This is a genomic window from Vannielia litorea, assembly GCF_018424695.1.
Lineage (GTDB): Bacteria > Pseudomonadota > Alphaproteobacteria > Rhodobacterales > Rhodobacteraceae > Vannielia > Vannielia litorea_A.
The window spans coordinates 14814-34055 of sequence record NZ_QTNQ01000042.1 but is presented as its reverse complement, the minus strand read 5'-3'; the positions used below and the strand labels follow the sequence as shown (position 1 = coordinate 34055).

The window sequence follows — 19242 nt, the reverse complement described above, 5'->3', positions numbered from 1 at the left end:
GGCGCGTGGCGAGGGTTCCGGGGCGGGTCGCCGCATCAATCACCGGGTCGGGAATAGCCCCGCCGCCGCGAAGCCCTCCACCGGTGCCCGCCCCCGAAGAGAAAATCGCCGGAAGCGTCTTGGGCCGGTATGCCGAGCGGTTGGCCAGAAGCGTCGTCTCCGCGTTCACCGGAACCACCCGCACCCGCGTGCCCTCATCGACGCCGCCGCGCACGCCCGGGCTCTGGTAGGCCACGCCGCAGCCCGCCAGCGAGGCCACCAGGCAGATCACTCCGAGTTTGCGCTTCAGCATCTGTTTCATGTCCTTTTGTCTTCCATTCGGTCTAGTCGAGCACCGCGCGCAGTACGATCGGCCCTGTAAAATCGCCCGCCCATTGGCGCGACTGCACGATCCGCCCGCTGCCGGAGGCGAGCCAGTAGAGGTTCGAAAATTCCTGATCCAAGCTCTTGCAGTCTTCCTGCACGAGCCGCGTCGTCACCTGCCGGAGTTGCTCGTCCCGGGTGCCGACCTCTATACCGCGCCCACCCTTGGGGGTGATGATGCAGACGTAACTCCGGGTCACCGCCCGATTCTCGCCATCGAGAAAGCTGTGAAACCGCTCCGCCACGCCGCTGCGGCCGGTGGTCACCAGCGCCAGGCTGTCAGCCACGTTCGAGCCCATCATGTCGGCGCCCAGACCGGCGGTGCCCACGAGCATGCCGCGCCGGAGCTTGAGCGCAACGCCGTCAGAGCTGACGAAACTGTCGACGCCGCCGCGCGAAACTTCGCGCAGGGCGATGGTTGAGGTTTCGTCGCGCTCCAGCGCCACTTGCAGCGCAGGCGCGCCGGCATTCAGCAACCCGGCAAAGCGCGCGGTCGCCTGCGCACGGGCCTGCGCGGGCGTGGGCGGGCCTTCACTGCCCACACCGTAGCCGCCGCAGCCCGCGACGCTCACCACGGCGGCAGCGAGGAAAAGAGCGCGCCAGCGGATCATCTCAGGAATTTCCCCCAGCCGTTGTCCAGATGTGTGCCACGGTGTGGCGCAACCACCCCGTACAGCCGGTTGCGCACCGAGAGCCGCGCACCGCCATCCCGCAGAATGGGCCGGATCGTCTGGCCGACAACTCGGCGCGAGGGCTGGCCGGTGAGCCAGCTCAACGGCACCTCAACAAAGATGCCCTTGTCGAAGGAGCCCTCTCCGAAATCGTCGAAGGAAACGTCCGTGAATGTTGCAAAGGCGCCCACCTTCACCCCGTTGTCAAAGCGGCGGTCGAGAGTGATCGTTGCGCCCCAGTCTCCTGCCAGGTAGCGGCCAACATCGAGCTGGCCGTGGTAGCCGTGCCCGAGGTCGTAATAGGCCGAAACATGGCCGGTCCAGACATCATAATCGCGCAGGCCGAACAGCTGGTCGTAGTCCCGCTGCGCCGCATAGTTGAGCTCAGCTCCAAGCGCGAGGCGGCTCTGAGCGGGATACCACAGCACCTCGGCCGAGGCGCCGGCGAACATGGGCTCGAGGTAGCCGAACGTGAACCGACCGAAGAGATCGTCGCCGGGGCGGAAAAAATACTCGCCGGTCAGGTGACTGATCGCGATATCGGACTCCCTTGCATAGAGCACGCTATCGGAGCGGACATGCGGCAACACGCTGTCAGAGCGGCGGGTCGCCGAGCCGATGTTACCGGTGAGTTCCTTGCGCAACCGGCCCGAGAAGATCATGCCGGAGCGCGGCTCCCAGGCGGCATCGAGCTGCACCCCAAGCTCATAGCGGAAGGGCTCGTCGGGATCAAAAAGCGAGACGGCGGTATATGGAGAGAATCCCCAGGAGAAGCGCGGGAAAACGCCGGGCACCTGCGCGGCCCGCGTCGTGCCAAAGGCATCGGCAATCTCCGCCCGTGCAAGGCTGTGCCACGCCCCTTCCAGGTCGTGCTCCAGCTCTTCCAGATCGGCTCGGCGCACGGTGATCGTGGTTATCGGAACACCGCGCTCGGTAAGGGTCACGTCAAACCGTTCGATGCCGGCGTCCAGGGTGTTGGCCATCACCCGCGCGGTGCGCCCAACCGCCTGGGCGCTGGCATGATAGGCGAGGTTCTCGATGCGCACTTGGGCCCTGTCGCCGTGCGCACTGTAGCCCGTTAGCCGCACACCCTGCTCGGCCAGCCGCCCGCGCAACACCTCGCGCGCGCCAATCACCCGACGCCCGGGGGCGGAGAGATTCCAGCTTTGGCTGGCCACCGTCGCACGAGGCAACAGCGCAGGTGGCGCCACCTCCTGCCCGCCGGGCACACGGGGGCGCGCCGGATCAATGACATAGGAAAAGCGAAAGCCAACCTTGTTACCGTAGAGCGAGTACAGCCCCAGGTCGGCGCCACTCTTGAACCTGTAGCTCAGCCCGAAGTTGTAGGGCGAGGATTGCTCTTCAAGCGCGAACCGGCTCTCGCGCGGGTAGGTGTCGCTCGAGTATTCGGCCACGAAAGTCAGCTGGTCTGTCACCTTCCACTGCACGCCGCCGAACAGCGCCGCATCCCCGCGAAACCACTGATCGAATGTGACCTCCCCGGTCCGCGTATCGAGCTCCGGGCGGACGTCAAAACGCTCGTCGAGGATGCCGAGAGGGTTGTCCATCGCCCCTCGCCCCGCGAAGCGCCCCCATCCGATGCCGCCGGTGAGCTGTAGTCGCGGCGTGACCCATTTGGAGGCGACCAGATACTCGCCGCTATAAATCCCCGTGCCGCCGAAATCGCGCAGACCCAAGGCGATGGCGGGCCAAACATCGTCCTCTTCGCGCAACAGGAAATGCAGATCAAAGCTGCGATCATAAAACTCGCTGTCCGGCCGCAGAAACGGGCCCTGCGCGGCATAGCGAAAGGAGCCAAGCAACCGCGGCGAGATCTGGAAGGTCAGGGTATTGCGCACCACGGGCCCGTATGTGGATGTGGTGAAGGCCAAATTGCCATCGCCCAGCCTGCCTGCCGTCGGCATGTCCACCAGTCCTGGCGTGCCGTAGAACGACAGCGACTCTGCGCGCACCTCTTCGACGGATGTAACAGATGCCGCCAATGCGCCAAGGCCGAGACTTGCTAACCTGAAAACCCTCAATGCGCCCTCACGCCCCTCGCCCGATCGTTTGCTTTGGCCTATCGACCGCCGGACTTCCGATTGCCCCTCCCGCGCGAGAGACCTGAACCAGCCACCGCGGCTCACCGCCTGCATCCTGGCAGCAAACTTTCCCACCACCCCGGCACAGAAATTTCCGCAGAATATGCCCATTGTTACACAGCCTGAGGTAGCAAGGAACGCCCGGGCACATCCATAGGCGCTATGCTGCTTGCCCACTCAAGAAGCCCGGTCGCTACCGGCCTGTCGCGGCAAGCACCACCGTGATTGTCATCGCGATCAACCTGAGATCGCCCATAAAGCTAAGATTGCTCACGTATGCCGTATCCAGCCCGACCCGATCCGCATAGGATATGTCGTTGCGGCCCTGAACCTGCCACGGGCCCGTGATACCGGGACGGACCGAAAGATATGCGTTCTTCTCGCTGCCGTATCGTGCAAGCTCTTCCCGCACGATGGGCCGCGGCCCCACAAAACTCATGTCGCCACGCAACACGTTCCAGATCTGGGGCAATTCATCGAGGCTTGTCTTGCGCATCAGGTCACCCAGCCGGGTGATCCGGGGATCGCACTTCAACTTGAAGCTCTCTTCCCATTCCGCCGCAGCGGCGGGACAGTCTTGGAGGTGCCGCTTGAGGGTCTCTTCGGCGTCGGGCACCATCGACCTGACCTTCCAGCACCGGAACCTTCGCCCGTCCAGACCGATCCGCTCGTGCCCGAAAAAGGCCGGCCCGCCATCGCGGCGCACCAAGGCAGCGAGAACCAGAAGGACCGGGGCGATCAAGGGCAACAGAACAATGGAAAACCCTATATCGAACACACGCTTCCCGAGCTGTGCATAGCTGCCCTTTCGCCCAACGGAGGTCTTCGGGCCTCCGATGACTTCATCAAATTCGGCGCCCGATATATCTGAATACTTCAACTCTTATCCCCCACGGACCATGGACTGCAGCGTCTTGACACCACCCTAGATCTCAGAAGCGCACCGTCGAAAGCAGTGATCGAAAAATGCGCAACCTTTACTCGTATAATCAGGTTGTTTTATCAATTCCATGACAATCTGCTTTTAATCTAGGCGCTTTGCGAAGAAGTGCCTACAGAGTAGCACAACCGGCAGCGAATGGCCGAAACCAGAACAGGCTACTGAAATAAGGAAGCGTTTCAGCGACTCACCCAAAATTCGCCAAAGGCGCCAGACCCTTTGGTTTTTCAGAATCAAAAATCATGCCAGAAAAAACGGCACATCAAAAAGGTTAACAAAAGGTTAACAAGACCCCAGAATTGAGCGCGCAGAACATAATTCTAAGAACGCCATAAGCGCGAGAATTTTCCCCGCTTGTCGGCAGACCCTGCCGATCACAAGGGGGAATTAGTTGTTGGTGGTGCCGGTTGTGCTGGTGGTCCCCGTCGTGCCGTTGGTGCCGTCGGTGCTACCGCCACCCCCGCCGAGACCGCCCAGAAGAAGGGCGCCGACCGGCAAGGCGATCAGCGGAGCAGCGTTGGTAGCAAGGCTCGGCACGGCAAGTTCCGCAGGCGCGCACTCGGCCACGCCCTCGTTGGCCGGGTCGTTGCAGTCCACCACCGTCACACCCTGTGAGGAGGCGGACGTGGCGATCGCCGAAGCTGCCAGTGCTACGAGAAAAATGCGCGATATCATTGCGACCTCCTAATTCACTCGCTTCACACCTACCATGCCCCCCCTCCAAACGGAAGGATTCGACCACGTCGCAGGCGATAAATCGCGGATGCCGACGCAGACGCTGGTGTTTTCCTTTCTCTCCCGACAAATTCAGTCTCAAACAATTGCCAATCTGCCCGAAAGATTGGCATATGCGAGGTGCTCGAAGCGGAGGCTCTTCACAAATATGAAGCAAATATCTGATTTTGCGGGCATGGAGTCCAACCCGACGCATCAGGCCTCGCCTCCGGATGAAGACGCTATCGACCTTGGGCGTCTTCTGGCAACTCTGTGGCGGGGCAAGATCATTATTGCGCTCATTGCGCTGATCTGCCTCCTGGCCGGTGGCTACTATGCCTATGTGATGGCGGTTCCCCAGTATCGGTCGACCTCCGTTGTAATCCTCGAAACACAACAGCAATCGGTCGTCGACATCGAAAGTGTTATCGGTGGCATCTCGGGGGACACCTCGGCGATCAACTCCGAAATCGAGGTGCTCAAGTCGCGCACGCTCATGCGAAAGGTCGTCGAGCGGCTGGATCTTGTAAATGACCCGGAGTTCAACACCGCCCTGCGCGAGCCGGATATGCTGAGCCAGGTGAAAGCCTTTGTCCGCACAGCTCTCCAGGGCCCTGAAGAGGCTGTGGCCTACGCCCCGGAAGCGCAAGCCGCTCGCGACCTGAACAGAACTGTCGACACGCTGTTGCAGTACACCTCCGTGCGCAACGTGCCCAACAGCTACGTCTTCCAGATCGAGGTGACATCCGAAGCGCCGCAGAAGGCCGCGGAGATCGCCGACATGATCGCCGAGCTCTACATACTCAACCAGCTTGAGGTGAAGTTCGAAGCAACCCAGCAGGCCACCGCCTGGCTCACGGATCAGGTCGGCGAACTGCGCGTCGCCCTGGAAGACGCCGAAGCTCAGTTGGCCGAGTTCAGCGCAAACACCGAGCTTGTGTCGGTCGAAGCCCTACAAGCGCTCGAACGGCAAATCAAGGACTCGCGCGATCGCATTGCCGGAACCGTGGAAGCCGCGGCGGCGCAACAGCAGCGGCTCGCAGCCCTCGAAGCCGCATCGACGCGCGAACAGCGCGCGGCAGCGGCTGAAGATCCGCAGCTCACCCGTTTCCTGCCCCGCGTCGCGCAAGATGAATCCGTGGCTGAAGCTTTCGACACAAGGTTCGGGCAAATCCTCGACCGAGCCCGGCTTGATGTGTCGCGCACCGAACAGCAGTTGCAGGCCCTGCGCGCTTCCGAGAGCGATTTGCGCAGCCGTATCGAGGTGCAGGGCGAAGACCTCATCCAGTTGCAGCAACTCCAGCGAGAGGCCGAGGCAAGCCGCGCCCTCTACGAATATTTCCTCGGACGGTTGAAGGAGACGTCGGCCCAGCAGGGCATTCAGCAGGCAGACAGCCGCGTGCTGTCCAACGCGGTGATTCCGCTGCAGCCCTCCGAGCCCCGCAGGTCTCTCATTCTCGCCATGTCGTTGCTGTTCGGCCTGATGCTCGGCTCCGGTCTGGTTCTGTTCCGGGAAGCCCGCAACAACAGCTTCCGCACGTCCGAAGATCTTGAAGCGGCAACCGGGATGAACGTCATCGGACAGATTCCCAGAATGCCGGTGAAGGGCCGACACCGCGTCCTGACCTACCTGTCGGAAAAGCCCACGTCGAACGTCTCCGAGGCCTATCGCAACCTGAGAACCTCGGTGGTGCTGTCCGATATCGACAGCCCGCCCAAGGTCATCCTCTCGACCTCGGCAATCCCGGGCGAAGGCAAGACCACAAATTCGATCGCACTCGCACAGAGCTTCGCCGGCCTCGGCAAGAAAGTTCTCCTGATCGAGGGTGACATCCGGCGCCGCACCCTCCACCAGTATTTCTCCGGCACGCCGCGAGAGGGCCTGGTCTCCGTCCTGAGTGGAAGTGCCTCCCAGGAAGACGCCGTCTTTCGGCCCGAAGGCTTCGGCGCGGATGTGCTGCTGGGAGAAAAGACCGATGTGAACGCGGCCGATCTGTTCTCGTCCAACAGATTTCGCGAGTTCATCTCGGACATGCGCGAGAAATATGATGCTGTCATCATCGACACCCCGCCGGTGTTGATCGTGCCCGATGCGCGTATCATCGCCGCACAGGCCGACAAGGTGCTCTTTACCGTCCAGTGGGACAGCACCTCGCGCGCCCAGATCACCGAATCCCTGCGCCTCTTCCGCCAATCCGGCCAGAAGATCACCGGCCTCGTGTTGTCGCAGATCAGCCCGCGTGGCATGCGGCGGTATGGATATGGTGGAAAATACGGCGCATATGGCGCCTATGGCTCAAAATACTACAGCAATTGATCACCCAAGGTGCTGAAACGGGCGGGCGCCACTTTCGGGCCGGGGGTGGCCGTTCTAAACCCGTGACCACAACGAAGCGTGCAAGGTATCCATGATTACTCCAGTCATCCTCTGCGGTGGGTCAGGCACACGGCTCTGGCCCCTCTCGCGAAAGTCCTACCCCAAGCAATTCGTTCCGCTCATCGGGGAAACCACGCTGTTTCAGGCCTCGGCACAGCGCGTGCGCGGGCCCGGGTTCTCTGCCCCGATGGTGCTGACGAACTCCGATTTCCGCTTCATCGTGACAGAGCAGCTCGCCGCGGTCGGAATCGACCCGGGGCCGGTGCTGATCGAGCCCGAGGGGCGCAATACCGGCCCCGCCGTGCTCGCCGCCGCACTCCATGCCCTGAAGGACGACCCCGAGGCCGTCCTGCTCGTCGCCCCCTCCGATCATCTGATTCCCGATGACACGGCCTTCCGGTCGGCGGTGCAGCGCGGGCTGGATGCGGTTGGGCGCGGCCAGCTTGTCACCTTCGGAATAGCGCCCACCCATGGCGAAACCGCTTATGGCTACCTCGAGTTGGGCGATGCACCCGAGGCACAGAAGGCCGTGCCGCTGGCGCGCTTTGTTGAAAAGCCGCAGGCCGCGCAGGCCCAAAGCATGGTGGAGGCCGGCAACTTCCTGTGGAACGCCGGGATATTCCTCTTTGCAGCCAAGGATATCGTCGCCGCTTTCGAGGCTCATGCCCCCGCCCTCATGGCACCCGTGGGGGAGGCCGTGGAGAAGGCTGAGACCGACCTGGGCTTTCTACGGCTGGCACCAAAGCCATGGGCCGTGGCCGAGAGCATCTCAATCGACTACGCCGTGATGGAGAAGGCGGGCAACCTCTCGGTCGTACCCTTCTCAGGCGCCTGGTCGGACCTGGGCGGCTGGGATGCTGTCTGGCGGGAGAGCCCCCCCGACGAACGCGGCAACGTCACCACCGGCGAGGCCACTGCAATCGACTGCGAAGACACACTCCTGCGGTCTGACAGCGCGCGGCTCGAGGTTGTCGGCATCGGGCTGAAGAATGTCATGGCCGTGGCGATGAACGATGCCGTCCTCGTCGCCGACATGAGCCGCGCCCAGGATGTGAAGGCAGCGGTTGCCGCTCTGAAGGAAAAGGGCGCGGAACAGGCCGTGCAATTCCCGGTCGATCACCGCCCCTGGGGCTGGTTCGAAAGCCTCGTGGTTGGCCAGCGCTTCCAGGTCAAGCGCATCCACGTGCACCCTGGTGCCTCCCTTAGCCTGCAGAGCCACTTTCACCGCTCCGAGCACTGGATCGTGGTTGAGGGCACAGCCCGGGTCACGGTGGAAGACAAGGTCACCCTGGTGACCGAGAACGAGAGCATCTACGTGCCGCTCGGCATGAAGCACCGCATGGAGAACCCCGGCAAGGTGCCGATGGTGCTGATCGAGGTGCAGACAGGCAGCTACGTGGGCGAAGATGACATCGTGCGATACGATGACATCTACGCCCGGCAGCAGGGTGCCAAGGGTTAACGGCCCCTACCCGTTCTGGCAGCGCGGCACGCCCAGCCGGATCAGATCGCTGCCGCTCATCCGGTAGAGGCCCGAAGTCCGCATGCGCCCCTCTGCCATGTACCAATTGGCCAGCGGCTCGGGATAGTGGCTCGCAATCAGCTTCGAGAGGTAGTCGAACTGCTCGGGCGTGAGCCGCCCGATGGCCATTGCCGGGCCGTGAAAGCCGAAGGTCGTCTTCGGGGAAACGCAGATGTCCTCCGCGCCGAGATACATCGTGCAGGTCGAAAAGCAGACCCGCCCGCGGATCTCCACCCGATCTCCCGAGGCCCGGATACGCTGCATCTCGCGAAGCCGCGCCCTGATAAAGCCGCCCCGGTCATTGCCGACCACGATCGTGCCCGCTGCATCGGCCCGCGCGTTCGGCAGCGTTCCCGCCGTGCAAAGCGCCACCCCGCCCAGCATCATGGCCCAGACAACAGAGCGCAGGAAACCGCCCCGGCGAAGGCCGGGTTTCTTGAATTTTGACATTGATCTTCACCTCGCTTGCGCCCTGCCCCGCGTCAGTTCAGCGGAGCCCGGGCCACCCATTTCGAGGCGATATGACCAGCAATGGATTAAGCAGCGCTTTGCGCAATCAGGCGATTTCTAGGCCCATTGCTCGAATTGAAAGCGTCCCGGGTGCTCCCGGTCAGAAGCACACGCTCTGCCCCTGCGGCGAGAGACGCGCCGAGCTCCAAGGAAATCACCAATTTGCTCAAAGCGTGCCAACCGGCCAGCTTGGGGGCTTACGCTGCGCGGCTGCGCGTCGTAGACAAAGGCTCGCCCTATTTCTCCCGGCTCTGTGCATACCCCCGAGCGGTTGAAGCCCTAGGGGCCGAAACCCCGTCGACACAGACAGGCAGCTCGAAACGCACGAAAACGAAAGAGGAGGGTCGGACAACGGCTTGGACCAGCCGACGTGCTATTCGCGGCGCAGGCGTCAAAGCCGCATCACCTGATAGTACTGGTGCCGGTGGAGAGACTCGAACTCTCACGATGTTGCCATCGGGGGATTTTGAATCCCCTGCGTCTACCATTCCGCCACACCGGCCAGCAGGCGCTTCCTAAGCTGCGGCCCCTGCCTCGTCAACGGCTCGCGTGGCCCGCGTCACAGCTGGCCCGAGCCGAAGGTGTCGCAATCCTCCATCGCGCCGCGCGCGTAGCCCTTGGCGAACCAGCTTTGCCTCTGATCGGCGGAGCCATGGGTAAAGGTGTGCGGCATGGGCGTGCGCCCCGCGCTGCGCTGAAGCACATCGTCGCCGATCTGCCGCGCCGCATTGAGCGCCTCCTCCAGGTCGCCAGGCTCCACGGTGCCCAGCCTGTCCTGCGCATGCCGGGCCCAGACGCCAGACAGACAATCCGCCTGCAACTCGGTGCGCACGCTCAAATCGTTCCGCCGCCGTTCGCCCGCGGCGGCTTTCGCCTCATTCACCTGCCCGAGGATGCCCAGCTCGTTTTGCACATGGTGGGCGATCTCATGGGCCACCACGTAGGCGGCGGCAAAATCGCCCTCAGCTCCCAGCCGGTTCTGGAGCGTGGCAAAGAACTGGGTGTCGAGATAGGCGCGCCTGTCGGACGGGCAGTAGAACGGCCCTGTTGCCGCACTCGCCCCGCCGCACCCCGAGGCCACGCGGCCAGAAAAGAGCACGAGCTGCGGCGCGCGATACTCCCGGCCGAGCTGCTCGGGGAAGACCTCGCCCCAAACCGCCTCCGTATCCGCCAACACGACCGAAACGAACTCTCCCGCCGCCTGCTCCTGCGGGCTCAACTCGCGGCGCTCGGTCGATTGAACGGGCACGCTGCCACCGTTCAACAAGGGCGTCACGTCGATCCCGAGAAAATAGCCCACCACGAGCACGATGATGAGGCCCACGCCTCCGATTCCACCGGCCTTGCCCGCGCTCACCCCGCGCCGGTCGATCACGTTTCGGCTGCCGCGCCGCCCTCTCCACTTCATCCCACTCTCCTTCCGGGCGCCCCCGCCCTTGACCTCTCGCGGCGCCCGTGGTCACTGACCGCAAATCAATAACAGGCCTCACGCATGTTGCGTTCCCTTTATGACTGGACGATCTCGCTGGCAACGAGCCCCTATGCGCTTTGGGCACTGGCCATCGTGGCCTTTATCGAAAGTTCCGTCTTCCCGATTCCGCCCGATGTCCTGATGATCCCGATGGTGCTGGCCACGCCGCGCAAGGCCTGGCTCATCGCCGGCATCGCCACGGTTTCCTCGGTGCTGGGCGGGCTCTTGGGCTACGCCATCGGCGCGCTGCTCTTCGACAGCGTGGGCCAGCCGATTCTCACCGCGCTGGGCAAGGGCGATGCCATGGCCGAGTTCAACACGCGCTTCAACGATTTCGGCTTCTGGGCCGTGCTGGGGGCGGGCATTACGCCCTTTCCGTTCAAGGTCATCACAATCATGTCGGGCTGGACCGGCATGCCGCTGGCCACATTCGTGGTCACCTCCATCATCGCACGCGGCCTGCGTTTCTTCATCGTCGCGGGGCTGCTCTGGAAGTTCGGCGCACCCATTCGTGACTTCATCGAAAAGCGCCTCGGCCTTGTCTTCACGCTCTTCCTCGTCATTCTAATCGGCGGCTTCTTTCTGGTGAAATACATCTGATGCTCAAACGCTTCTCCGCCCTCGCCGGTCTCGGCTCTCTCGCCATGGTGCTTGGCGCCTGGGTCTTTCAATACGGCTTCGGCATGGCCCCCTGCGCCATGTGCTACTGGCAGCGCTACCCGCATTGGGCGGCCTTCGGGATCGGGGTGCTGATCGTGATCCTGCCCGGGCTCCACGCCGGCCACCGGCTGCTTGCGTGGCTGGGGGCGCTGGCAGCGGCCACCACTGCAGGCCTCGGCGTCTATCACACCGGCGTCGAGCGGAAATGGTGGGAAGGCCCCTCGTCCTGCACCGGCTCCGGGCTGGGCAATCTGGATGGCGGGTCGCTGATTGATCCGACAGGGGCCGCGCCGGTGATGTGCGATCAATCCGCGGGCGAATTTCTCATGCTCTCAATGCCGAGCTGGAACGCCCTCTTCTCGCTGATCCTCGTCGCCATCTGGATCCGCGCCGCCACACGCCGCGCGTAGGGTGGGCAATACTGCCCACCAATCGCCCGCTCAATGCAGGGTGAACTCACCCGTCACGTTGCGCCACTCGCCGGGCGAGATCATCTTGCGATGGGTAAACCGCACCGAATGCAGCGGCCCCTCGATCTCGTCTTGCCAGAACTCGATGAACTTGAAGAGCCTCGGGTGATCCGGCGCCAGATCATACTCCTGCCAGATGAAAGTATTGAGAACACTCTGAAAATCCGGCATCCGATAAAACAGCTCCGCCGTGGTGAGCCCGTAGCCCTTGAGCATCAATTCGGTTTCCGATTCCGCCATATCGCGTCTCCTGTCCGCCTCTCGATGTCATCCTCCTGTCATCGAGCTTGCCACGAACCACTTACTTTTCAATAAAAACAACGTCCTATAAAACCGCCGCGTTGCACTTTTGCCTAAAAGGGAGGCGCCGGTTGCACCCCATATCGTGTTGACTGTATAAATCGGCAACAAAATCTAGAAGCGCCCGACGCACGCGGCGCCGAGACGGGAAACCTGATGAGCGACACGCCAGAACCTCCTGAAAACACTGAGGATACTCCGCCCGAGCGCCCTGAATACGCCGGCCCTTCGATCACCATCGAAGAGGAGATGAAAGCCTCCTACCTCGATTACGCGATGAGCGTGATCGTCAGCCGTGCGATCCCCGATCTGCGCGACGGCCTCAAGCCGGTGCACCGCCGGATCCTCTTCGCGATGCACGACACTTCCAACACCCACGACAAGCCCTACCGCAAATCGGCCCGCCCCGTCGGCGACACGATGGGTAAGTATCACCCGCATGGCGACGGCGCGATCTATGACGCGCTGGCGCGGATGGCGCAGGATTTCTCCATGTCGCTGCCGCTGCTTGACGGCCAGGGCAACTTCGGCTCGATGGATGGCGATAAGCCCGCAGCGATGCGCTACACCGAGATCCGGATGGAGAAGGTGGCGGGCTCGCTGCTCGCCGACATCGACAAGGACACCGTCGATTTCATCGACAACTACGACGGCAAGGACCAGGAGCCCACCGTCCTCCCTGCCCGCTTCCCGAACATGCTCGTCAACGGCGCAGGCGGTATCGCCGTGGGCATGGCCACCAACATCCCGCCGCACAACCTTGGCGAGGTGATCGACGCGACGCTCGCGCTGATCGACGACCCCGATCTCGACAGCGCCGGGCTGATGGAACACATCCCCGGCCCCGATTTCCCCACCGGCGGGGTGATCCTCGGCCAGTCGGGCGCCCGCAAGGCCTACCTCGAAGGGCGCGGCTCGGTGATCCTCCGCGCCCGCACGCACACCGAGGAAGTCCGCAAGGACCGCTACGCCATTGTCGTCGACGAGGTGCCCTATCAGGTCAACAAATCCTCGATGATCGAGAAGATCGCCGAGCTGGTGCGCGACAAGAAACTCGAAGGCATCTCGCACATCGCCGACGAAAGTGACCGGCACGGGGTGCGCGTGGTGATCGAGCTGAAGCGCGATGCCACTCCGGAAGTGGTGCTCAACCAGCTCTTCCGCTTCACCCAGATGCAAACCAGCTTCGGCTGCAACATGCTGGCGCTCAATGGCGGCCGGCCTGAAACGCTCACCTTGCGCGGCTTCCTCTCGGCCTTCGTGTCGTTCCGGGAAGAGGTCGTGGCCCGCCGCACCGCCTACGAGCTGCGCAAGGCCCGCGAGCGCAGCCACATCCTCTGCGGCCTCGCCGTGGCGGTCTCCAACGTCGATGAAGTCGTCGCCACCATCCGCGCCTCCGCCGATGCCGCCGAAGCGCGTGAAAAGCTGATGACGCGCCGCTGGCCCGCCTCCGAGATCGAGGGCTACATCCGGCTGATCGACGACCCGTCGCACACGATGAACGACGATGGCACCTACAACCTGTCCGAAGCGCAGGCCCGTGCCATCCTCGAGCTGCGGCTGCAGCGCCTTACCCAACTCGGCGTGAAAGAGGTCACCGACGAGCTCGAAGAGCTGGCCGGCAAGATCAAGGACTATCTCGACATCCTTCGCTCCCGCGACCGGATCATGGAAATCATCGGCAACGAGCTGAAAGAGGTGAAGGACGAATTCGCCGTCCCGCGCCGCACCGAGATCGTCGACTGGTCGGGCGACATGGACGACGAAGACCTGATCGAGCGCGAGGAAATGGTCGTCACCGTCACCCAGTCCGGCTACATCAAGCGCACCCCGCTGGCCGATTTCCGCGCGCAAAAGCGTGGCGGCAAAGGGCTTTCGGGCGGCGACCTTAAGGAAGAGGATGTCGTCACCAATCTCTTCGTCGCCAACACCCACACCCAGCTGCTGTTCTTCACCACCGACGGCATGGCCTACAAGCTCAAGACCTGGCGTCTGCCCCAAGGCGGGCGCACTTCGCGCGGCAAGGCGATCATCAACATCCTGCCGATCCCGCAGGGCGTCTCCGTCGCGGCCATCATGCCGGTCGACCGCCCCGAGGACGAGTGGGACGATCTGCAAATCGTCTTCGCCACCGACAAGGGCTCCGTCCGCCGCAACCGCCTGTCGGACTTCACCAACGTGAAGGCGAACGGCAAGATCGCCATGAAGTTCGAGGACGAGAACGAGGGCATGAGCCTCATCAACGCCCGCATCTGCTCGGACGACGATGATGTGATGCTGGTGACCGACGCAGGCCGCGCCATTCGCTTCCCCACCACCGATGTCCGGGTGTTCAACTCCCGCAACTCCGTGGGCGTGCGCGGCATCAAGCTCAGCAATGGCGACAAGGTGGTGTCGATGTCCGTCATCCGCCACTTCGAGGCCAGCTCGGAAGAGCGCGTGGCCTACCTCAAGCAGCGCCGCCTTATGGCCGGTCTGACCGAAGAGGAAGAGGTGGACGACGAAGAGGAAGCCGTGGCCGAGGGCCAACTTGCCACCGAGCGCTACGCCGAAATGTCCGCGGCCGAAGATCTCATCCTCACCATCACCACCAAGGGTGCGGGCAAGATTTCCTCGTCGCATGACTACCCGATTCGCGGTCGTGGCGGCATGGGGGTCACGGCCTGGACCAAGGGCATGCCCCATGGCCCCATCGTGGCCTGCTTCCCGGTCGATCTCTCCGATCAGGTGATGCTGGCCACCTCCACCGGCCAGTCCATCCGCTGCCCGGTCGACGGCATTTCCTTCCGCTCGCGGTCCGCTGGCGGCGTGAAGGTGTTCAACACCGGGAAGGGTGAAGAGGTGGTTTCGGTTGCCTGGATCGCCGAGCAGGATGATGAAGACGAGGCTGCCGACGGCGGCACCGACGAGGCGCCAGACGGAGGCGCGGCGTGATGTAGAGCGGCGATGCACAACAGATCATCGCCGCCCTGGTCCCACTGCTGATCCTGGTTGGCCTTTTCGCCGGCGCCCTCTTCGTAAGCGGACAGAGGGTGGCCCGCCAGGAGCGGTTGCTGCAACAGCTTCTTGACGAAGCTCAACGGCAGACATCTGTGTTGAAGTCCATCGAAGCCCGCCTGGGGCAAGGGGCTACTTACAAGGCCCCCTGACCCTCTCCGGATAAGTGACCCGACGGAAACTTGCGATTTCTGTGTATGTATTGCGACACATCATCTGGTTGTGTGTGGCACGCGTCCTTCAGCCTATTGTAGCGGGCCCCAAATAATGCAAAACCGGAATGCGATAAAAAGACATCGCCGACTCACACAACAAAGAATTCGAGCAGGACACCACAATGCCCTCCTGGGACGATCTGAAATTCGCTCTCGCCCTCTCCCGCCACGGTCGGATGAACTCCGCAGCGCAGAGCCTTGGAATCAACGTGGCAACCATGTCGCGACGGATCGAGCGGCTCGGCGAGATTCTCGGTCAGCCCCCCTTCATCAAGAAAGCCGACGGTTGGGAAGCCAGCCCAATGATCTTGAGTCTCCTCGAGATCGCCGAGGATGTTGAGCAGCGGCTGGAAGCCGAAATGAACCGCATCCACGCCGGAACGGCCGGCCACAGCACCAGCCTCTCCATCGGCTGCCCGCCAATTATCTCGCTCTTCGTGCTCTACCCTAACCTCGCCAACCGGGACAAAAGCCTGAACGGCGTGAACTACACCTTCACCCAACGGGTGATGGAAGACGGGATGGGCGAAAACGACCTCGTGATCCAGTACAAACGCCCGGAGTCGGGCCGTGTCATCGCGCAAAAGATCGCAACTCTGACCACCAGTGCCTATCGCCGGAAGGGAGCCGATGCGAAGAGTGGCTGGGTTTCCCTCAGCGAACACTACGATCCGACACCGTTCAACCAGAGTGCATACGCCTTCTTCAAGGCCTCACCTACCCTGCGGGTCGAGTCCATGTATGAACTCTACGAACTCGTCCTCGCCACTGACATGGCGGGCCCGCTCCTCGACATGGTCGCCCAGGACCATCTGGAACTGGAACTGGTGCCGGACGGGCGCGAGATTTGCAGCACCGACCTCTGGTTGCTCTATCACGCTTCCCGCAAGGGAGATCCGGTCGTCGAAGGCACAATCGAATGGGTGAAAGACAGCTTTGCACGCCTGCACGCCCCGAAAAGTGCCGCCGTGAACTTGAGAAGCGCCTAGCCCCCGCACCGCACCGGAGCCAAACAAACAAGGCTCCGGATATTTATATGGCATCTGAAATAATGTGCGCCCTTCATATTTTAGGGTTTCAGGTTTGCATAATTTTCTATTTTCACGCGCACTGTTCACCACCATGCTCAACTCAACGATGAGAAACATCATCCTTTGAGGCAGTGCAGAAATGAATCTTACACCGACGGTGCAGTGCGTCTTCAGGCTGGCTTTCGCCTTCCTGCTGGCCAACCAATCTCTCTCTACCCTCGTTGTGCCATCGATCGCGGCCGAGGCCTCCACAGGAACCTCAGAGTTCCGGGCTCCGATCGAGACGGCGCAGTTCATTGCCGTGAACGCGCTTCTGATCGTTATCGCGATCTGGATCGCCTTCGGCATCCGGACCCGCCTCGTGGCCGCCATAGGTCTGACGATCTACACTGGCTACACCCTCGCAAGCGGCGGCTTCGAGGCCGATAATCTTGGCATCGGCGTGATCGTGGCCTTTGGCCTCGCCCTCCCCCTCATCGTCGCCGGTGGCGGCGCCTACTCCATGTATCGCAAAGGATGGTCCGGCTTGACTGATCTCTAGCATCGTAACCGCACTGGTCAGACGGACTTAACTCGAGGGGCGCCGCGTGTTTTTGCGGCGCCCCCTTTTTTTGTGCCACCACGCAAACCTGCCTCTCAAATGTGGAGAAACCTCACCAGGAAGGCGCATTTTCCGCCCCTCAGGGCCTGCACCTGCGCCCTGAATGTGACAATTCAGGGGTGATTTTCTCCGCTAACCCGGCGTCACATGGGGCGAATTCAGGGCCATTGGTGCTCTACTGGTTAACAATCTTCGGGGTAAGCCCGGGTATTGGTGCGAAAGCATGAAATCCACCCGACTTTGTCTAATTCTCGCCTGTATCCGGCCCATTACCCGCCAAACACCTTGTTAGAGTGTTAACCATCGGGCGGGGGCCCAGAAGCGAATTGAGACAGGTGACATGGCAACCATCACAACACGTGATAGACTTCCTGCGACGGGGGGCGGCGCGCAAACAGTGCCGGCAATCGTGCGCATCCTCATTGGCTCCTACTTCATCGCCACGGCCAGCGGTCTGGTGCAGGATCCCTCCAGTCCGGCGCTGCTCGCCGGGCTTCTCGGGCCGCAGGGCGCTCAGTTCGCCCATGCAGTCGTCGTCTTCCCGCTCGCCTTCCTGATGATGTTGGGCTACGTCGTCCGCCCGATGGCGCTGCTGCTGTCGCTCTACGTGTTTTACACCGGCTTCGCGCAGTTCCAGATACGCACCGACCCGGGCGCACTTGCCGCCTTCTGGAGGGATACCGTGTTGCTGGGTGCCGTCCTGCTGATTGCCGTGACCCAACCCGGCGGAAGCCGCGCATTGGTGCGCCGACACGTCATGCCGCGCCGTGTGCGCCGCGTTCTCGATCAGTTCCCGCAGCGCTCCGCAGTGCGGCAACTGCCACCTGCAGCGCCTAAAGAAGCGAAGCAGGCCGAAGAGGTCATCGGCTTCGAGTGCTTCCGCTCCCTGCGCGCCGAAAGGCCGGTCGAGACAGAAGCGAAGGCAGCCTGACACTCCGCGCCGGTTAACCTGGCAGAAACCACGCACATGCAAACTGCGCTCCTCTGAAGTTTGGAGCGCAGACCCGTGATCCTCTACCATTGCATGATCGAACTGAAGCAGGGCAGCCGCGCCCTTGCCTTCGCCACCGCAACAGAGGCCTGGATGGGCTGGCTGCAAGGGCGCGGCCATATCAGGGCCCACCGGCTGATGCGGCGCAAGATGTCGCTCGCCTCCGGGCGGCACACCGATTTCATGCTCGAAATCGAGATGGAAAGCCTTGATTCGCTTGAAGAAACCTTCGCCGCGCTTTCTGGCAAGGATGAGGCTGCCGAACGGCTCTACGCGCAGATGCGCCAGATGATCCATGAGGTCGACGTCGGCCTTTACCGCCCCTACCCCGACCCCGAACAACGCGAAACCGTTGCCCTCGTGTGAGCGGCCCGCAGTGGGTGCGGGTTAACCACGCGTTACGAAATCCGTTCAATTTTGGCAAAGATTGAGGCAAGACTTGGGCTGAACGGCGGAGCTGGTGGCAGGGGGCTCCGCGTCCACATTTGAGGATCAGACCCATGAACACCCGCATCTCCGCGGCAGCCTTTGCCGTGGCCGCTTTCCTGCTGCCTATCCTTCCCGCGCACGCCCAGAGCTCCTCCATCGGGTTTTCCGGGGCCGAGCTCACGCTCGGGCACGTCTCGGGCGACAACCCTGGCACCAGCCTGGATGCCAGCATCGACGTGTCGATCACCGCGCATCACGGGCTCCAGCTTGATCTCGGAGTGATCGACTATGGCGAGGTCTGGTTCGGCAACATCGCCGCACACCTCTACCTTCAACCCAGCCAGTCCTCCAAATACGGTGTCTTCCTCGCCTACTCCGATGCGAATGACACCGAGGCGGGCACAACCGAGATCGGGGCCGAAGGGATCTGGAGCCTGACGCCCGCCACCACACTTACGGCCCGCGCCGGCATGGGCCGCGCCGACCCCTCGGAGGTCGACTATCTCTTCGCCTCCCTCGGCACCTCTGTTGCGCTGACCGAACAGTTCGCCCTCTCCGGCGCCCTCGCTGTGGTGGATGCCGACGAAGCCAACACGGCGCTTACCGCAACCACCCTCGATCTGGGACTGAGCTACAGCCTGCCCTCCGCGCCCGTCACGCTCTACGCCGGTGCCAGTCACACCCGCATCTCCGGCACACTTCAGGCCGAAGACACCCGCCTTGCTGTCGGCCTCACCGCCGCCATCGGCGGCCCGCGCAGTGCCAGAGCCCCGGCCTCCGCGCGCCGGTTCGCGCCGGTTCGGCCACTCCGCCCCCTGCTGGAGCGCGCCATGGTCTGGGAGTTCGTCGGAAACCGCTGAGGGCTTTCCAAATCGGGG

The 19242-nt window shown here is 62.7% G+C and carries 17 protein-coding genes, 1 tRNA gene and 1 pseudogene; 10 read left to right on the top strand and 9 right to left on the bottom strand.

Going from position 1 to position 19242, the window contains the following annotated elements; genetic code table 11:
- The 5 genes and pseudogenes from DYI42_RS14470 to DYI42_RS14450 all read right to left on the bottom strand — a co-directional run.
- Positions 1-301 (bottom strand): annotated as a pseudogene (locus DYI42_RS14470) (polysaccharide biosynthesis/export family protein); the annotation flags it as partial.
- 22 nt (positions 302-323) lie between these two features.
- Positions 324-974 carry a YjbF family lipoprotein gene (locus DYI42_RS14465; protein ID WP_213546701.1) on the bottom strand — a complete coding sequence of 217 codons (651 nt, stop codon included), beginning with the start codon at positions 972-974 and terminating at the stop codon, positions 324-326.
- The gene (locus tag DYI42_RS14460) at positions 971-3007 is read right to left on the bottom strand and encodes a YjbH domain-containing protein (protein ID WP_342344667.1); all 2037 of its coding nucleotides are present in this window, start codon (positions 3005-3007) and stop codon (positions 971-973) included. Before DYI42_RS14460 ends, DYI42_RS14465 begins: the two co-directional genes overlap by 4 nt.
- A 322-nt stretch (positions 3008-3329) precedes the next feature.
- Positions 3330-4016: a sugar transferase gene (locus DYI42_RS14455; RefSeq protein ID WP_213546700.1), complete on the bottom strand. Its 687-nt coding sequence runs from the start codon at positions 4014-4016 to the stop codon at positions 3330-3332.
- Positions 4017-4463: 447 nt separating this feature from the next.
- Complete coding sequence (locus tag DYI42_RS14450; protein ID WP_213546699.1) at positions 4464-4751, bottom strand: hypothetical protein; 288 nt, start codon at positions 4749-4751, stop codon at positions 4464-4466.
- 208 nt (positions 4752-4959) lie between these two features.
- Between DYI42_RS14450 and DYI42_RS14445 the strand changes: the two genes are divergently transcribed.
- The gene (locus DYI42_RS14445; protein WP_244867936.1) at positions 4960-7107 is read left to right on the top strand and encodes a GumC family protein; all 2148 of its coding nucleotides are present in this window, start codon (positions 4960-4962) and stop codon (positions 7105-7107) included.
- A 91-nt stretch (positions 7108-7198) separates the two neighbouring features.
- Positions 7199-8629: a mannose-1-phosphate guanylyltransferase/mannose-6-phosphate isomerase gene (locus DYI42_RS14440; RefSeq protein WP_213546698.1), complete on the top strand. Its 1431-nt coding sequence runs from the start codon at positions 7199-7201 to the stop codon at positions 8627-8629.
- A 6-nt stretch (positions 8630-8635) separates the two neighbouring features.
- On the opposite strand, the gene DYI42_RS14435 is transcribed toward DYI42_RS14440, so the two are convergent.
- The 3 genes from DYI42_RS14435 to ypfJ all read right to left on the bottom strand — a co-directional run bounded on the left by DYI42_RS14435 (position 8636) and on the right by ypfJ (position 10607).
- Positions 8636-9139 carry a hypothetical protein gene (locus tag DYI42_RS14435; RefSeq protein WP_213546697.1) on the bottom strand — a complete coding sequence of 168 codons (504 nt, stop codon included), beginning with the start codon at positions 9137-9139 and terminating at the stop codon, positions 8636-8638.
- Between the two features lie 476 nt (positions 9140-9615).
- A tRNA-Leu gene (locus tag DYI42_RS14430) sits at positions 9616-9701 on the bottom strand.
- A 57-nt stretch (positions 9702-9758) separates the two neighbouring features.
- Positions 9759-10607 carry a KPN_02809 family neutral zinc metallopeptidase gene (ypfJ, locus tag DYI42_RS14425; RefSeq protein WP_213546696.1) on the bottom strand — a complete coding sequence of 283 codons (849 nt, stop codon included), beginning with the start codon at positions 10605-10607 and terminating at the stop codon, positions 9759-9761.
- An 84-nt stretch (positions 10608-10691) separates the two neighbouring features.
- Between ypfJ and DYI42_RS14420 the strand changes: the two genes are divergently transcribed.
- Both DYI42_RS14420 and DYI42_RS14415 read left to right on the top strand, forming a co-directional pair.
- Positions 10692-11270: a YqaA family protein gene (locus DYI42_RS14420; RefSeq protein WP_213546695.1), complete on the top strand. Its 579-nt coding sequence runs from the start codon at positions 10692-10694 to the stop codon at positions 11268-11270.
- Positions 11270-11740, top strand: a complete 471-nt coding sequence (locus tag DYI42_RS14415) for a disulfide bond formation protein B (RefSeq protein ID WP_213546694.1) — start codon at positions 11270-11272, stop codon at positions 11738-11740. The genes DYI42_RS14420 and DYI42_RS14415 overlap by 1 nt, the downstream gene beginning before the upstream one ends.
- A gap of 30 nt (positions 11741-11770) precedes the next feature.
- Here DYI42_RS14415 and DYI42_RS14410 read toward each other — a convergent pair whose 3' ends face one another.
- A complete protein-coding gene (locus tag DYI42_RS14410; RefSeq protein ID WP_213546693.1) occupies positions 11771-12040 on the bottom strand; it encodes an usg protein in 270 nt (89 codons plus the stop codon).
- Positions 12041-12256: 216 nt separating this feature from the next.
- On the opposite strand from DYI42_RS14410, the gene gyrA reads away from it, so the two are divergent.
- The 6 genes from gyrA (at position 12257) to DYI42_RS14380 (ending at position 19224) form a co-directional block, all read left to right on the top strand.
- Positions 12257-15034 carry a DNA gyrase subunit A gene (gene gyrA / locus DYI42_RS14405; protein WP_213546692.1) on the top strand — a complete coding sequence of 926 codons (2778 nt, stop codon included), beginning with the start codon at positions 12257-12259 and terminating at the stop codon, positions 15032-15034.
- A gap of 400 nt (positions 15035-15434) precedes the next feature.
- A complete protein-coding gene (locus tag DYI42_RS14400; RefSeq protein ID WP_213546691.1) occupies positions 15435-16301 on the top strand; it encodes a LysR family transcriptional regulator in 867 nt (288 codons plus the stop codon).
- 181 nt (positions 16302-16482) lie between these two features.
- Positions 16483-16884, top strand: coding sequence for a hypothetical protein (locus tag DYI42_RS14395; protein ID WP_213546690.1), 402 nt, complete (start codon positions 16483-16485; stop codon positions 16882-16884).
- Positions 16885-17284: 400 nt separating this feature from the next.
- A complete protein-coding gene (locus DYI42_RS14390) occupies positions 17285-17875 on the top strand; it encodes a DoxX family protein (protein ID WP_213546689.1) in 591 nt (196 codons plus the stop codon).
- Positions 17876-17950: 75 nt separating this feature from the next.
- Complete coding sequence (locus DYI42_RS14385; protein WP_213546688.1) at positions 17951-18301, top strand: DUF6614 family protein; 351 nt, start codon at positions 17951-17953, stop codon at positions 18299-18301.
- Between the two features lie 134 nt (positions 18302-18435).
- Positions 18436-19224 (top strand): hypothetical protein, encoded by a 789-nt coding sequence (locus tag DYI42_RS14380; RefSeq protein ID WP_213546687.1) that lies wholly within the window; start codon positions 18436-18438, stop codon positions 19222-19224.
- The last annotated feature ends 18 nt before the right edge of the window (positions 19225-19242 follow it).

What these genes read in the sequence shown, in the direction of transcription:
- DYI42_RS14450 (WP_213546699.1), bottom strand. Translation starts at nt 4,751, where the DNA reads ATGATATCGCGCATTTTTCTCGTAGCACTGGCAGCTTCGGCGATCGCC.
- DYI42_RS14400 (WP_213546691.1), top strand. Translation starts at nt 15,435, where the DNA reads ATGCCCTCCTGGGACGATCTGAAATTCGCTCTCGCCCTCTCCCGCCAC.
- DYI42_RS14420 (WP_213546695.1), top strand. Translation starts at nt 10,692, where the DNA reads ATGTTGCGTTCCCTTTATGACTGGACGATCTCGCTGGCAACGAGCCCC.
- DYI42_RS14465 (WP_213546701.1), bottom strand. Translation starts at nt 974, where the DNA reads ATGATCCGCTGGCGCGCTCTTTTCCTCGCTGCCGCCGTGGTGAGCGTC.
- DYI42_RS14410 (WP_213546693.1), bottom strand. Translation starts at nt 12,040, where the DNA reads ATGGCGGAATCGGAAACCGAATTGATGCTCAAGGGCTACGGGCTCACC.
- DYI42_RS14440 (WP_213546698.1), top strand. Translation starts at nt 7,199, where the DNA reads ATGATTACTCCAGTCATCCTCTGCGGTGGGTCAGGCACACGGCTCTGG.
- DYI42_RS14435 (WP_213546697.1), bottom strand. Translation starts at nt 9,139, where the DNA reads ATGTCAAAATTCAAGAAACCCGGCCTTCGCCGGGGCGGTTTCCTGCGC.
- DYI42_RS14390 (WP_213546689.1), top strand. Translation starts at nt 17,285, where the DNA reads ATGGCAACCATCACAACACGTGATAGACTTCCTGCGACGGGGGGCGGC.
- DYI42_RS14380 (WP_213546687.1), top strand. Translation starts at nt 18,436, where the DNA reads ATGAACACCCGCATCTCCGCGGCAGCCTTTGCCGTGGCCGCTTTCCTG.
- gyrA (WP_213546692.1), top strand. Translation starts at nt 12,257, where the DNA reads ATGAGCGACACGCCAGAACCTCCTGAAAACACTGAGGATACTCCGCCC.
- DYI42_RS14415 (WP_213546694.1), top strand. Translation starts at nt 11,270, where the DNA reads ATGCTCAAACGCTTCTCCGCCCTCGCCGGTCTCGGCTCTCTCGCCATG.
- DYI42_RS14445 (WP_244867936.1), top strand. Translation starts at nt 4,960, where the DNA reads ATGAAGCAAATATCTGATTTTGCGGGCATGGAGTCCAACCCGACGCAT.
- ypfJ (WP_213546696.1), bottom strand. Translation starts at nt 10,607, where the DNA reads ATGAAGTGGAGAGGGCGGCGCGGCAGCCGAAACGTGATCGACCGGCGC.
- DYI42_RS14395 (WP_213546690.1), top strand. Translation starts at nt 16,483, where the DNA reads ATGAATCTTACACCGACGGTGCAGTGCGTCTTCAGGCTGGCTTTCGCC.